14 protein-coding genes are annotated in these 13950 nt (G+C 72.1%); 7 read left to right on the plus strand and 7 right to left on the minus strand.

Annotation, left to right across the window (positions count from 1 at the left end; genetic code table 11):
• The first annotated feature begins 13 nt into the window (after nucleotides 1-13).
• From ACLKM7_RS15635 to ACLKM7_RS15645, 3 genes are read left to right on the plus strand one after another with little or no spacing between them, the layout of a single operon-like run.
• A complete protein-coding gene (locus tag ACLKM7_RS15635) occupies nucleotides 14-1591 on the plus strand; it encodes a beta-N-acetylglucosaminidase domain-containing protein (RefSeq protein ID WP_436448088.1) in 1578 nt (525 codons plus the stop codon).
• 46 nt (nucleotides 1592-1637) lie between these two features.
• Complete coding sequence (locus ACLKM7_RS15640; protein WP_436448089.1) at nucleotides 1638-3089, plus strand: alpha/beta fold hydrolase; 1452 nt, start codon at nucleotides 1638-1640, stop codon at nucleotides 3087-3089.
• Between the two features lie 60 nt (nucleotides 3090-3149).
• A complete protein-coding gene (locus ACLKM7_RS15645) occupies nucleotides 3150-3896 on the plus strand; it encodes a hypothetical protein (RefSeq protein ID WP_436448090.1) in 747 nt (248 codons plus the stop codon).
• A 4-nt stretch (nucleotides 3897-3900) separates the two neighbouring features.
• Here the strand turns inward: ACLKM7_RS15645 and ACLKM7_RS15650 are convergent, their stop codons facing one another.
• The gene (locus ACLKM7_RS15650; RefSeq protein WP_436448091.1) at nucleotides 3901-5190 is read right to left on the minus strand and encodes a cytochrome P450; all 1290 of its coding nucleotides are present in this window, start codon (nucleotides 5188-5190) and stop codon (nucleotides 3901-3903) included.
• Nucleotides 5191-5303: 113 nt separating this feature from the next.
• Here ACLKM7_RS15650 and ACLKM7_RS15655 point away from each other — a divergent pair, with 113 nt between their 5' ends.
• Nucleotides 5304-5969 carry a class I SAM-dependent DNA methyltransferase gene (locus tag ACLKM7_RS15655; RefSeq protein ID WP_436448092.1) on the plus strand — a complete coding sequence of 222 codons (666 nt, stop codon included), beginning with the start codon at nucleotides 5304-5306 and terminating at the stop codon, nucleotides 5967-5969.
• Here ACLKM7_RS15655 and ACLKM7_RS15660 read toward each other — a convergent pair.
• From ACLKM7_RS15660 to ACLKM7_RS15675, 4 genes are read right to left on the minus strand one after another with little or no spacing between them, the layout of a single operon-like run.
• Nucleotides 5932-7371, minus strand: coding sequence for an alpha-amylase family glycosyl hydrolase (locus ACLKM7_RS15660; protein WP_436448093.1), 1440 nt, complete (start codon nucleotides 7369-7371; stop codon nucleotides 5932-5934). The genes ACLKM7_RS15655 and ACLKM7_RS15660 overlap by 38 nt on opposite strands.
• Nucleotides 7368-8006 carry an aspartate/glutamate racemase family protein gene (locus tag ACLKM7_RS15665; RefSeq protein WP_436448412.1) on the minus strand — a complete coding sequence of 213 codons (639 nt, stop codon included), beginning with the start codon at nucleotides 8004-8006 and terminating at the stop codon, nucleotides 7368-7370. The genes ACLKM7_RS15660 and ACLKM7_RS15665 overlap by 4 nt, the downstream gene beginning before the upstream one ends.
• Before the next feature lie 2 nt (nucleotides 8007-8008).
• Complete coding sequence (locus ACLKM7_RS15670; protein ID WP_436448094.1) at nucleotides 8009-8908, minus strand: hypothetical protein; 900 nt, start codon at nucleotides 8906-8908, stop codon at nucleotides 8009-8011.
• Nucleotides 8905-10311: an FGGY-family carbohydrate kinase gene (locus ACLKM7_RS15675; protein WP_436448095.1), complete on the minus strand. Its 1407-nt coding sequence runs from the start codon at nucleotides 10309-10311 to the stop codon at nucleotides 8905-8907. Before ACLKM7_RS15675 ends, ACLKM7_RS15670 begins: the two co-directional genes overlap by 4 nt.
• A 75-nt stretch (nucleotides 10312-10386) precedes the next feature.
• Here ACLKM7_RS15675 and ACLKM7_RS15680 point away from each other — a divergent pair, with 75 nt between their 5' ends.
• The 3 genes from ACLKM7_RS15680 to ACLKM7_RS15690 are packed head-to-tail and all read left to right on the plus strand — an operon-like array spanning nucleotide 10387 to nucleotide 12985.
• Nucleotides 10387-11139, plus strand: coding sequence for a DeoR/GlpR family DNA-binding transcription regulator (locus ACLKM7_RS15680; RefSeq protein ID WP_436448096.1), 753 nt, complete (start codon nucleotides 10387-10389; stop codon nucleotides 11137-11139).
• The gene (gene otnK / locus ACLKM7_RS15685; protein ID WP_436448097.1) at nucleotides 11136-12389 is read left to right on the plus strand and encodes a 3-oxo-tetronate kinase; all 1254 of its coding nucleotides are present in this window, start codon (nucleotides 11136-11138) and stop codon (nucleotides 12387-12389) included. Before ACLKM7_RS15680 ends, otnK begins: the two co-directional genes overlap by 4 nt.
• Nucleotides 12386-12985 (plus strand): class II aldolase/adducin family protein, encoded by a 600-nt coding sequence (locus ACLKM7_RS15690; protein ID WP_436448098.1) that lies wholly within the window; start codon nucleotides 12386-12388, stop codon nucleotides 12983-12985. The genes otnK and ACLKM7_RS15690 overlap by 4 nt, the downstream gene beginning before the upstream one ends.
• Nucleotides 12986-12996: 11 nt before the next feature.
• Here the strand turns inward: ACLKM7_RS15690 and ACLKM7_RS15695 are convergent, their stop codons facing one another.
• A complete protein-coding gene (locus tag ACLKM7_RS15695; protein ID WP_436448099.1) occupies nucleotides 12997-13437 on the minus strand; it encodes a MarR family winged helix-turn-helix transcriptional regulator in 441 nt (146 codons plus the stop codon).
• Nucleotides 13421-13942, minus strand: coding sequence for an SRPBCC family protein (locus ACLKM7_RS15700; RefSeq protein WP_436448100.1), 522 nt, complete (start codon nucleotides 13940-13942; stop codon nucleotides 13421-13423). Before ACLKM7_RS15700 ends, ACLKM7_RS15695 begins: the two co-directional genes overlap by 17 nt.
• Nucleotides 13943-13950 lie beyond the last annotated feature (8 nt).

Below are 13950 nucleotides of genomic sequence, written 5' to 3' on the forward strand. Positions count from 1 at the left end.
ATAACGTTCCCAGGTGCTCGAAGACGACGCGATTCTCGACCCGATGCCCGTCCTCCCGCAGCCTCGACGTGCCGAACGGCGGCCCGGTGCGTGGCCCCTCGCCGACCTCGTGGTGACGGAGTCCACGGTCGCCGATCTGCCCGCCGAGGGGTACCGGCTCGAGGTGGCCGAGGGACGCGCGGTGGTCGAGGCATCCGGTCCTCACGGGTTCCGCCATGCGCGCGCGACGCTCGACGAACTCGCCGATGCGAACGGAGGCCTCGTTCCGGGTGCGGTGATCGAGGACGCCCCGGCGCTGCGCCGGCGCGGCATCATCGAGGGGTTCTACGGCGAGCCGTGGTCGCATGAGGAGCGCCTCGCCGCGCTGCGACTGGCCGGGCGGGTGAAGCTCAACTCCTACGTCTATGCACCCAAGGACGACCCGTGGCACCGCGAACGCTGGCGCGAGCTCTACCCCGCCGACGCGCTCCAGCGGCTCGTGGAACTCGCCCGCGAGGGCGAGGCTCACGGGGTGGACGTCGTGGTGGCGCTGCACCCAGCTGGGTCGATGGTCTTCGCCGACGATGCCGAGCACGAGCTGCTCGCCGCCAAGGCGACGCAGCTGCTCGACGCCGGCATCCCCTCGGTCGCCCTGCTCTTCGACGACGTGCCCATGACGCCCACGAACGACGCCGACCGCGAGCGGTTCGGCGATGACGGCGCGGGGGTCGGCACGGCGCATGCGCTGACAGCGACACGCTTCAGGGCCGATGTGCTGCGACCCCGGCAGGCCGAAGCCGAGCTGCTCGTCGTGGCGACCGACTACGCCGGCACCGGCGCCTCCGACTACCGCACCGCGTTCGCGGCGGGCCTGCCGGACGACACCTACGTGTGGTGGACGGGCCGCGACATCGTCGTCGGCGACATCACGCGGGCCGACATCGATGCGGCGGGCGAGGTCTTCGGCGACCGGCTGCTGCTGTGGGACAACTTCCCGGTCAACGACTTCGACCGCGGCCGTGCGTTCCTCGGTCCGCTCGTGGGACGCACCGCCGACGTCGAGGGCTCGGCGCTGCACGGTGCCTGGACCAACCCCATGGTCGAGTTCGCTCCGGGCTGCTTCGGTATGGCGGCGTTCGCCGACTGGGCGTGGAACCCCGCGGCGTACGACCCGGATCGCGCCGCCCGCGCCGCCCTGAGGATCGTGGCGGGGACGGATGCCGCGGCCCTTGCCCCGCTTGTGCGCACGCTGTCGTCGTGGCCGCCGTCGGCTCCGATGGATCCCGCGCTCGCGGAGGCCGCGGATGCGGCTCTCGCGGGCACGGACACGGCGGAACTGCGCGCCCGGCTCGAGGAGTTCGTCGCCCTGCGCGACCTCGCCGTCGACCGGGAGCCTGCGCGTTCGCTCCGGCCGTGGCTCGAGGCCGCGAGCGACATGGGGGCCGCCGGGGTGACGGCGCTCGACTTCGCCGACGACGCGGCCGGCCGCGCGGACGTCGAGTCGGCGCTCGCGCGCGCCGAAGCGCACACCGCCAAGGTCGCGACCGACGTGGTTCCGGGCTTCGTCCGTGCCGTGCTGGAGCGGTCTCCGGATGCCGGGATGACCAGGTGAAAATCTGTCGTTGACGCGTGGAGAGCGCATGCCCTAGCTTCAGAGCGTGCGCATCCTCGGGGGAACACGCAGCCTGTCCATCCACAACTCCACGACGATCGGTGAAGCGGGGCGCAAGCTGCCTCGACGCCGATACCGCACGGCCGCTCTCGCCGCCGTCGCCACAGCCGCACTGGTGATGACGGGATGCTCATTCGCTCCCGCCGCGAGCAGTGATCCGACCGGCGCGCCCAGTGGGGAGCCTGCCGCCACGACGGCGCCCACGGTCGACGGGCAGTTCGCGATCCCCGAGTTCTACGAGCCGCCGGAGCCGCTCCCCGACGAGGAGCACGGCACTCTGCTGCGCACCGAAGAGGTGAAAGCACCCGAGGGTGCGCGAGCGTGGCGGATCCTGTACATGTCCGAGCTGCACGACGGCACGCCGGTGGCGACGTCGGGCATCGTCGTCGCGCCCGAAGGCGACGCACCCGAGGAGGGTCGCAAGGTCGTCGCGTGGGCCCACGGCACCGAGGGTGGCGGCCGCAACTGCGCACCGTCGCTCGCGGCGGAGCCCGCCGTCGACCTGATCGACTACTTCACCTACGACAGTCCGTTCCAGCAGGATGTCGGGGTTCCCGCTCTCACGGAGTTCCTCGACGCCGGTTATGTCGTGGTCGCGACGGACTACCAGGGACTCGGAACGCCGGGAGTGCAGCAGTACACCGTGCTGAACTCCGAGGCCAACAACGTCTGGGACTCGGTCAAGGCCGCGCAGCAGATCGACGAGACCCAGGCGGGCGACGACATGGTCGTGCTCGGCTGGTCGCAGGGCGGCGGGGCGTCGGTGTGGATGGGACAGAACACCGAGTACGGCGAGCCCCTCAACCTGCTCGGCACCGCAGCGCTGGCACCCGCGGCCGACAACGGGCCGCAGTTCGCCCGCCAGGTGCCCGAGGGGCCGCAGAACGGCACTTCGCCCGCGCATGCCGTGGCTCTTCAGCTGAATGTGTTCTGGGGCTTCCTCGCCGCATACCCGGAGCTCGAGGCATCCGACGTCGTCACCGAGGCCGGCGAAGAGGCGCTCGCCGGGGCCGCCACGCAGTGCGTGAACCACTTCGCGTACGTCATCAACTCGAACCTCACCGACTACGGGTCGCTGCTCCAGCCGAGCATCCCCGAGGACTGGCAGAAGCGTCTCGACGAGAACACGGCGGGGTATTCCGCACCGACGGCTCCCGTGCTCGTCATGCAGGGCACCGCCGACACGGTGGTCAATCCCAACGGGACGAGCCAGTACTACGAGCGGGCGTGCGGATTCGGGATGCCGATTCAGTACACGATCTACTCGGGCGCGACGCATCAGACCATCCCGCGGTACGCGAAGGACGAGTACGTCTCGTGGATCGCCGACCGTTTCGAGGGTGCCGAGGCGCCGACGACCTGCGGTCCGGAGGGAAGCACGCAGACGCCTCCGGCGCCGATCCCGACGCCCTCGCCCGTGGCCACGCCGGCGCCGTAGCCGATCGAGCCGCTCGCGCCGTGATCTGGCGCGCGGCGGCCCGCGGGCGGACAATGAGCCATGACCGCGGATCCACCGGGCGCCGCCGACGCCGATGAGGGCTCGCCGTCGCCGGATCGTCCCGAGTCCGACGCGGCGCTCGCGAGACGGGCGCAGATCCTCGCGACCGAGCACTGGGGTCTGCTGGCTGCGCGGGGAACCGCGCAGTCCGAGGTCCTGACGCGCATCACGATCTACCTGACGCTCGTCTCGGCGGGCCTGGTGACGATCGGGCTGCTCTCGCAGGCGACGCGGTTCGGCGGGTGGTTCGCGGGGGCGGCCCTGGCGATCCTGGGGTTCCTGGCGCTGGTCGGGCTCATGACGCTGACGCGCGTCTTCAACGTGGCCGAAGAGGACCTCATGTACGTCGTCGCGATGAACCGGCTGCGCGGCGCCTACGCCGATCTCGATCCGGCCGTGGAGCGCTACTTCCTCGCGGCGGTCGCCGACGACCTGCCGGGCATGGAACGCACCTACTCCTTCCTGCGGCGGCGCAGCTTCAGTCACCTGTTCGGAAGCTCGGCGATGCTCATCATCGTCGTGAACGCGTGCGTCGTCGGGCTGTTCGTCGGCGGATGCGTCGCGACGGGTGGCGCGGACACCGGCTGGGCGATCGCCGCCGGTGTGCTGGTCGGAGTCATCCTGGTCGTGGGCTTCGCCATGTACGGGAGATGGACGTTCCAGACCGCGTGGCGCAATCACCGGCCGCTGCGCCGCACCGCGGAACCCGCACCGGATGCCGGAGCCGCGGTCGACACCGCGCTGTAAGCCGTCAGTGGAAGGGGCAGCGCGAGGGCGTGCCCGCGGTGCGGACGCGGCCGCCCGAGCGGGGCATCGTCGGCAGACGCCGCCGGTTCACTTCGAGGCCGGAACCGAGGATCGTGACGCGCGGATCGCTCATCGCCGAGATGGCGGCGGCGAGTCCGGCGATGGCGAGCTTCTCGCCAGGGCAGCGATGGCCCGTCGCGACGTCGGCCCCGCCGTGGGGGATGAAGGCGCGCAGCGCCTCGTAGTCGTCCACACCCCGGAAGCGCTCGGGGTCGAATTCGTCGGGGCGCTCCCACGAGCGGTCATCGGTGTCGGTGCCCAGGATGTCGAGGACCACCCGGCCTCCGGCATCCATCCTCCGGCCGTCGACCTCGATCGCGGCCGTCGCCCATCCCGGCAGCATCGGCACGAACGGGGCGGTGCGCCGGATCTCCTGCGCGAACATCGTCGCGAGCGGGCCGCCGACCAGTGATTCGCGCTCGACCACCTCGGCCGCGATGCGCTCGCGCCACTCCGGCCGGTCGTGCAGCTCTTTCGCGGCGAATGCTACGAAGCGGGCCACCGCGATCATCGGCCGCATGCTGTTCTGCAGCTCGACTCCGGCCACGCGCGCTCGCAACAGGGCGCCCTCGCGGTCCCGGTGCCAGGCCCAGGCTCCGAGCGCGGTGCCCGCCGGCGCGATGAGTGAACCCCCGCGAACGGCCTCGATGAGGTGTTCCGCGTGCCGATCGGACCAGAGGCGGTTGAGTTGCGCGAGTGCGAAGGCGGGCGAGTAGGGAGCGCCGAATCCGTCGACGATCTGGGCGAGGCGCGCCGCCCACCGGGTCTGCGCGTCACGGGTGCCGGGAACTCCGGCCCAGCGCATCACGGCACGGCCGAAGGCGCCGACGGCCGCGTCGTAGGCCGATCGAGTGCCACCGCGAACCCACTCGTCGAGCTCGAGACCCCACTCGTTCTCGAGCAGCGGCGCGAACCGCCGAACGTGTGCATCGTCGTAGGCGACGTCGACGAACGTCGCCTTGCGGTGACGGTGCTCGATGCCGTCGAGGCTGTGCACCGATCCGTGGCCGAACAGCGTCTCCTGCACGATGGCGGGCATGGCCCCGTGCCGCGCGATGACGGTTTCGTCATAGAAGAGTTCCACGCCGTCCACTCCGCGCACCAGCAGTGCGTCCTTGCCGAGCAGTCGCATCGGGGCGGAGCGCGCACTCTCTCCGACGCGCCGCCAGATCGACGCGCCGAAGTCGTAGCCACGGGTGAGGAGCGAGAGGGAGTCGTCGGCCGGGATACGCATGTCGCCACGGTCTCAGGTGCGGACGCGCGTCTCCAGGGGGTGCGATCTCGTCGTCCCGTGTGCTACGCGACCACAGACTCGCAAGCAAGCCCTGCAGCAGTAACATCCGAGGGGTGACGGACGGGACGCGGGCAGGGTACGACGTGGTGGCGGCGAGTTACGCCGCGATGATCCCCGACACGAGGTACGAGGCGCCCGTCGATCTCGCGATGGTGCGGCACTTCGTCGATGCCATGCCGGACCGCCCGGCCACCGTGCTCGACGCCGGCTGCGGCACCGGCCGCATGATCACGTTGCTCGCCGAGCTCGACGGCGCGCTCGAGATCACCGGCAGCGATCTGTCGCCCGGGATGCTCGCGCAGGCCCGGTCGCGGCATCCGGATCTCGACCTCGTCGCGGCGAGCCACGCGGCACTGCCGTTCGACGACGACCGGTTCGACGGGCTGCTCGCGTGGTACTCCGTCATCCACACGCCGCCGCACGAGCTGGGCGCGGTCTTCGACGAGTTCGCCCGCGTGCTCCGCCCGGGCGGCGTGCTGCTGCTCGGTTATCAGGCCGGCACCGGTGATCGCCGGCTCGACAGGCCCTATGGGCACGACGTCGAGCTAACCGCGTACCTGCACCACACCCCGTACGTGTGCGAGGTGCTCCGATCCCGCGGCTTCGGCATCGACACGGTGCTCGACCGCGCGGCTCGTCCGAGCGAGACGCACGACCAGGCTTTCGTGCTCGCCCGCTCCGTCAGGCCAGCAGGTCCACCGGCATCCCGTCGAGCGTGATCTCGAAGTCGGGCTCGTCGACGCGGGCACGCAGGACGGCCTCGTGGCCGGCGCTGCGCCAGCGCAGCGCCAGCGAGGCCTCGTCGGGCGCGTCCCATGAGAACGAGCCGTCGAACACCGGATGCCTCCGCAGCCGTGCGAGCGACAGCTGGCCACGCGTCACGTCGGTGTCGAGCGCTCGCAGCACCTCGTCGCGGGTGTACGAGTGCCGATTGACGTCGCGTCCCTGACCCGTGCGTTCGAACAGTTCGGTGTCGTCGGCGCCGCCGAGCAGGCCGACGTAGTAGAACTGCGGCTCGCCGGGCAGGAAGGCCTGCAGCGCGCGGGCCAGCAGCATCCGTCGCGTGTCGCGCCCGAGCACGCTGAAGAAGGTCGCGTTGATCTGGTGCGGCAGCGTCATCCACGCCGGGATGACGGACGCGATCGACGAGTGCCCGTCGGTGGCGTCGTGCGCGGCGCGGAACACGGCGGCCATGTCGTCGTGCGACAGCAATCCCGGTCGGTCGCCTGACGGGCCGGCGTCGATCACGCCGATGCCGTCGTGCGTGTCGAGCACGGTGACGGCGTTCGAGGGACGGATGCCGAGCCACGAGGCGATGCGGTCGACCCGGCCGGTGGCGAACGCATGCAGCAGCAACGGCGGGAACGCGAAGTCGTACACGAGGTCGACGAGGGGCGCGATCTGCTGCTGCTGGGAGTGATGCGCGTGCACCTCGACGAGCACCCGCATGCCCCGCGCGCGGATCAGCTCGGCGGCCTGGGCGACGAACTCGAGGGTCTGCGGGGTCATGAACGAGTCGGTGCCGGGAGTCTTGACGGCGTAGCCGACGGCGTCGAGCCGGACCGTGCCGACGCCGCCGGCGGCGAGCGTGTCGGCGAGGCGCTCGAGATAGCCGATGCCGGCCGGGTGCGTGATGTCGATGTCGACCTGAGAGGGCATGAACGTCGTCCACACCAGGCGACGGCGTCCGTCGGCACCGCGATAGGGCGTGACCGGCAGCCCGGGACGCGGACGGTAGAAAGCCGTGATGTCGGCCTCGGACGCCCCGTTCGGGAAGACGCGATCGAACGTGAGGAACATGCCGTCGTGGGGTGATTGCGCCCCGCGATCGAGCCAGTCGGCGAACTCCGCGGAGCGGCTCGAGACGTGATTGACGATGAGATCGGCCGTCACCTCGCGCGCGTCGGCGAGACGCCGGATGTCGCTCCACGAGCCGAGCCGCGGGTCGACGACGGTGTGGTCGATCGGGTCGAACCCGGTGTCGTCGCCGTCGAACGGGGTGAAGAACGGCAGCACGTGCACACCGTCGAACGCCGAGATCCGGCCGTCGAGCAGCATGCCCAGCCCGGGCAGGTCGCCGGCGAGCCGGTCCGCGTAGGTGAGGAGCGAGACTCCGGTCACGACGAGAGGCTCTCGACGAACGCGTCGGCGCCCGACTCGGGAGACGTGAGCACGCGCGGGTCGCCGCCCGCGCCGGTCGCCATCGACGCCTGCGCGAGCACGATCACGTCGACGTCGCCGGCCGCGGCGATCGCCTCGGCGATCAGCCGATCGTGGGTCGCGAGATCGCCGGCGGCGCGAGCGTCTGCGGCGTCGGCCACGACCTGGGCCTGCACCTCGACGTCGGCGCCCGCCGCAGCGGACTGTACGAGCCGGCTGGTCGGGCCGAGCGTCGCCGCGAGCGTCGCGAGCACCAGGATCCGTCCCGACCCCGCGGTCGCCCGCGAGACGGCCTCGCCCGCCATGGCCTGGTCGACGCGCACGAGCGGCACGCCCACGGCGGCCGCGGCATCCGTCGCCGCCTCACCGATCGACGAGCACGTCACGAGCACCGCCTGCGCGCCGGCGTCGCGGAGCGCAGCGAGATGACCCCGGATGCCGGACTCGACGTCGCCGGTGATGCCCGACGCGATCGCGCGGGAGAGCAGTGAGCCGTCCGCGACGTGCACGATGTCGAGGTCGCCGCGGCGCTCGGTGAGGAGTCCCTGGAACACCGGCACGAGGGCCGGCACCGTGTGCAGCACGCCGATGCGCATGCTCACGCCTCCTGCCCCTTCGCCGTCTCGTGCCCGTTCGCCGTCTGGTGCCACGGTCGGGCCGTCTCGTCGACGATGTCGCCGAGGGCCTTGAGCCGGTCGATCGAGCGGGCGCGCAGCTCGCCCCGCACATCGGCGGTGCCGACGACATCACTCCACAGGGCTCGTCCGGCGAGGAATCCGCTGGCGCCCTCGAGACACGCGGCGCGCACGGCATCGGCGAACCGATCCCGCTCGACGCCCTGTGACAGGACGACCCACGGTCCGGTCATGCATTCGTTGAGCTGAGCGCTCGCCGCGCGCTGCTGCGCCTCGTCGCCCGCGCCTGCCAGGGGCACCTGGGACTTGTAGAGATCCGGCTGCAGCGCCGCCAGTTCGCGCGCGGCTTCGCGGATCGCAGCATCCGGATCGAAGTCCGACTCGCCGGGGGCGGCTCGCACGACGGGCTCGAGTACCGAGAGCACGCCCTTCTCACGGGCCGCTTCGATGAAGCGCGAGGCCAGCTCGACGCGCGCCTCGCGCCGCTCGTCACGCCGCCAGATGAGCAGCAGCTTCAGGCCCTTGACCTGCTCCGGGATGCCGGCCAGGGCGGCGTCGTCGAGGTCGGTGTCTTCGACGGGGCCGCCGTCGGCCTGGTCGAGTGCGTCCACGGCGAGGATCAGCCCGGCGGAGTCGGGGAGGGCCGCGCGCACCTGGTCGAAGCCGAATTGGCGGTCGGCGAGGAACCCCGAGGCGTACGGGCCGAGCGTCTCGGCGACAGCGACTTTGAAGTCGATGAGGACGTCATCGGCAGGGCGCCCGCGGCCGGCGACGTCGAACATGTGGCGCAGGCTTTCGCGCTGGTCCATGGCGACCATGGCGAATGCGCCGGACGGGCGGGCGATGGCGTCGAGGGTGGTCATCGTTCTCCTTCGGTGAGGACGGTCTCGAGGAACCGTCGATAGGCGTCGTCGAGTCCGGGAGCGGTCGCGGGTGCGACGTCGGTGCGCTCGAGGGTCAAGTCGGGGGATGCCGCGCCCGCCCGCACCGCGGACAGCAGTGCCGCGCCGGCGGCGACGGGTTCGCGGGTGGTCGTGCGGCGCGTCGGGATGCCGGCCGTCGCGGCGAGGGGTGCCCACGACGGGATGCGGTCGGCGAGGGAGCCGAGCAGCGTGAGGTCAGTGGCCGCCGAATGGGCGTGCGCGTCGATCGTCTCGCGCATCCAGCGCGCGTGGAGTACGAGACCCTGCAGCACCGCGCGGGCGCGGCGCTCGGGGTCGGCCTCTTCGCGGTGGACGGCGACGCCCGCGGTGGGGTCGGGTCGTGGGCACTGCCTGCCCGACGGGTAGGGCAGCACAGTCATCCCGCTCGTGACCCATCGGTCCGGTTCGAGCCCGCGGAGCCGGTCGAACAGCCGGTCGGCCGGATGCTCGGACTCCCACCACTCGAGCATCGCGCCGCACGCGCGGCTGCCGCCGAGCAGCGTCCGCGCCGAGCCGTCGACCGTGCGCCCGACCGAGAATCCGTCGGCCACCGCCGCCGGTGTGGCCGCGGCATCCGTCACCCGCACGACCGCCTCAGCCGTGCCCAGCGAGTCGGCGACCGCTCCCGGGGCGCGCACGCCGCTCGCCCACGCCCCGACGGCGTGGTCGTGTCCGGCGATGTAGACGGGGACGCCGGCCGGCAGCCCGAACACGCGGGCGTCGGCGGTGGTCGGCCCGACGGGCTCGCCGGGCATCCGCACGTCGGGGAGGATGCCGGCCGCGATGCCGGTGGACGTCAGCACCGCGGCATCCCATGCGTCGCCGTCAGCGCCCGCCATCATCGTGCGGGCGGCCAGCGTGTGGTCGGTCGCCCGCACGCCCGTGAGCGCGTGCGCGACGAGGTCGGCCACGCCGGCCCAGTGGCGCATCGCCTGGAACACGTCGGGGCGTTCGGCGCGAAGGGCACGCAGCGCCACCGCGGCGGGCTTGGTCGTCGCCGGTACGCCGGTGAGGGACGGGAGTTCCGGATGCCGCGCGAGCAGGTCGTCGAGATGGCCCGGGTCGATGCGCCGATCCCAGCGCAGCAGCGGTGTGAGCGGACGACCGTCGCCGTCCAGCGCGGTGCCGCTCTCGGCCATCGAGGCGATGCCGATGGCGGCGATCGGCTCTCGCGCGTCGGTCAGGCATTCGCGCGCGACGGCGGCGCAGGCGGCGAGCAGCTCGGCGACGTCGGTGGGGGTCGACGTCCGAGCGACGCGCACGACTGACACCTCTGCAGACACGGCGATGAGGGCGGCCTTCGTCGTCGTGCTGCCGATGTCCAGACCCAGGACGAGCGTCACGCGTCCAGTTTGTGACATTTCGAACACATTTGGCAAATGTTGTTCGATAATCGTCAGGGACGGGAGGATGGGTTCATGCGATACACGGCAGCGCCGGAGCGGCGCGCGGAACTCGAGCGGCTCGTGTCGACCGACGGCTATGTCGCGTCGGCCGCGGCCGCCCAGCTTCTCGGCGTGTCGGAGATGACGGTGCGCCGCGACCTGCGCCTGCTCGAGGAACGGGGTGTGCTGCGCCGTGTGGCCGGCGGTGCCACGATCGCGTCGGCGGGCGTTCCGTTCGAGAGCCGGGATGCGGTCGGGGCGGCGCAGAAGCAGGCGATCGCCGAGCTCGCGGCGCGCGAGGCCGCCGGCGCCGAGGTCGTGGCGCTGGACGCGGGCACGACCGTCGCCGCCGCGGCATCCCTCCTGCGCTCGGCGACGATCGTGACGCATTCGCTTCCGGTGATAGAGGCCCTCTCGCGGGAGCCAGAGCCTCGGCTCATCGCCGCCGGCGGTCATTACCAGCCCGACACGCGCAGCTTCGCCGGGCCGCTGGCCGAAGAGACGCTGCGGGCGGTGCGATGCGACGTCGCCCTGCTCTCGGCGACCGCAGTGGGACTCGACGGGCTGTGGGGCACGAACGTGCTGGATGCCGCGATCAAGCGCGTGCTCGCCCGCCAGTCCGAGCGGGTGCTGCTGCTGGCCGACGCGAGCAAGCTCGACCAGGCTTCGGCCGTGCGCATCGCCGGGCTCGACATCGTCGACACGCTCATCACGGACGACCGCGTGGAACCGGGCGTCATCGAGCGCTTCGAGTCCGCGGGCGTCGAGGTCAGGGTCGCGCGATGACGCTCGAGCTCGGCGTGATCGCCGATGACATCACGGGCGCCTGCGACGTCGCAGCGGGGGTGACCGCGGCCGGACTGAGCGCAGAGGTGCGTCTGGGTGTGCCCGACCCCGCGAAGGCGCCCGCGAGCGCGTGTGTCATCGTGGCGCTGAAGTCCCGCACCGCTCCGGTGAAGTCGGCGGTGAGCGAGAGCGTCGCCGCCGCGCGGGTGCTGCGCGGATGGGGCGCGCGCCGCATCTACCAGAAGTACTGCTCCACGTTCGATTCGACCGACGAGGGCAACATCGGCCCGGTCGCCGACGCCCTCGTCGACGAGCTCGGCGCCGCCGTCTCGGTGGGGACTCCGGCGACTCCGGCGGTCGCACGCACGATGCACCGCGGGCATCTGTTCGTGGGCGACCGGCTGCTGTCGGAGTCCTCGCTCGCACACCATCCGCTGACGCCGATGCGCGACCCCGACCTCGTGCGGGTGCTGGGGCGTCAGACTCCGCATCGCGTCGGCTTCGTGCCGATCGAGCAGGCCAGGGCGGGGGCGGACGCCGTGGCCTCCGGCATCCGGGATCTGCGTGGTTCAGACGTGCGTCATGTGCTGCTCGACGCGGTCGAGGACCGTGACCTGGATGCGGCGGCCGCGGCGGTCGCGCAGGCGGGCGACGTGCTGCTCGGCGGGGCGGCGGGTCTTGCTGTGGCGCTTGCCCGGCAGATCGGTGCAGGCACGCCGCCGGTCGCGGACGCGCCGCCGGCCGGCCGGGCACTGGTGCTGTCGGGCAGCGGGTCGGAGCGCACGCGTGCGCAGGTGGCCGCTTTCGCGGGTCCGCGCTTCGACCTCGAGGTCGACGCGCTCGCCGCTGATTTCGAGGCCGTCGTCGCCGAGGCTCTCGAGTTCGTGCGGTCGCGCGATGCCGTGACGCTCGTGTCGGCGACGGCCGAACCCGAGGACGTCGTCCGTGCGCAGGAGCGGTGGGGGCGTGAGCGGGCTGCTGTGCTCATCGAGGATGCGCTCGCGAAGATCGCCGCCGCGGCTGTCGAAGAGCTGGGTGTGCGTCGCATCCTCGTCGCGGGCGGCGAGACCTCTGGCGCGGTCGCGGCCGGTCTCGGTGTCGACGTGCTGCGGGTGCGTCGCGTCGCAGCGCCGGGCGTCGCATGGACGACGGCCCAGGACGCGGTCGGCCGCGTGCTCGACGTGTGCTTCAAGTCCGGCAACTTCGGTGGACCGGAGTTCTTCACCGACGCCTTCGAGGAGGACGCATGAGCGCACGGCTGCTGGTGGCTGCCTGCCGGGCCGTGGCGGCGGCGGGCCTGTCGCCGGGCAGCTCGGGCAATGCCAGCATCCGCGAGGGCGACCGCATCCTGATCACGCCCACGGGTTCATCGCTGCGGCGCGTCGAGCCCGGCGACATCGCCGAGCTGACACTCGACGGCATGCAGGTGTCGGGTCCGGCGCCGACGAAGGAATGGGGGCTTCATGTGGCCGCCTACCGGGTGCGCCCCGAAGCCGGTGCGATCATCCATCTGCACTCGCGCGCCGCCACCGCGGTGTCGTGCCTCGCCTGCGCGCCGGGCGTCGACCCATTGCCCGCCTACACGCCGTACCGGGTGAAGACGCTCGGCCGCGTCGCGCTGGTGGACTACGCACCGCCCGGCTCGAGCGCTCTTGCCGAGGGGGTCGGCGCCGCCGCGGTCGACGCGCACGTCATGCTGCTCGCCAACCACGGCAGCGTCGTGTGCGCGCCGGACCTCGAGCGAGCGGTCGATCTATGCGAGGAGCTCGAAGCGGCCGCCGAGCTGACGCTCACGCTGCACGGTCGCGACGCCAACCTGCTCGACCCCGGGATCGCCTGGGGCTGAGGGGGGAGGGCTCACTCGTGCAGCTGCTGCAGGGCGCCGAGGAAATGGGCGTGCAGCTCGGCCGGCAGCGCGTCGAAATAGCGCGCGTCAGCCGCCTCGACCGCACGGTTCGCCTCGTCCGCGAGGCGCGCCCCGGCCGACGTCACCGTGAGCGCGACGGCGCGACCGTCGGTCGGGTGCGTCGTCCGGACGAGGAGTCCCTTCGCCTCGAGTGCACGCACGACTTGCGACGTCATCATGACGTCGGTGCCGGCTTGCTCGGCCAGCGCACGCTGCGTGACGGGCGCAGGTCCCGTCATCCAGGCCATGCACGCGAGGAGGACGAACTGCACATGGGTGAGATCGAAGGGCGCGAGGACGGCGCGAATGTGCCTCTGCCAGGCGTTGGTCACCCTCCACAGCATCAGGCCCGTGCTGGCCGAGGGATGCGCATGCTCACTCTGCAGCGGCATGCTCCCCGGCTCCCTCCGCGAGCGGGTGCGGGTTCGGGTGCAGGTTCGGGTCGGGCAGCGCCGGGGCGGCTCCCCGTTCCGTCCGGGAAGCGCCGTCCAGGTGGGCGACGAGGCCTTCGACGCCGGTGCGTGCGGCGTCGCCCATCGACGACCGCAGCAGGCGTCGCCAGAAGCCCGCGAGCGGCCCCCGCACGCGGACGGTGACCGAGATCCTGCTGCCCTCGGCGATCGTCGCGACGAGGTGCTCGAACTCGAGCCGTGCGCCGGGAAGCCTTGCGGTGTCGGTGAACAGCTCGTCCTGCCGCAGTGCGGTCACGGTGAACGTCAGTGCGGGCCCGCTCGCGGGCCGCAGCCTGCCACGCGCACCGACGACGCACGGCGCCGTGAACTCGACGGCGCGGACCTCGGGATCCCACACGCTCCACGTCGTCGGGTCGCTCCACAGCGCGAACACCGCCGCCGGCGTATGGCGGGTGACGCGAGAGTGCTCGCTCAGAAGGGTCATGTAGATAG

Source organism: Microbacterium sp. I2, from assembly GCF_051364985.1.
Taxonomy (GTDB): Bacteria; Actinomycetota; Actinomycetes; order Actinomycetales; family Microbacteriaceae; genus Microbacterium.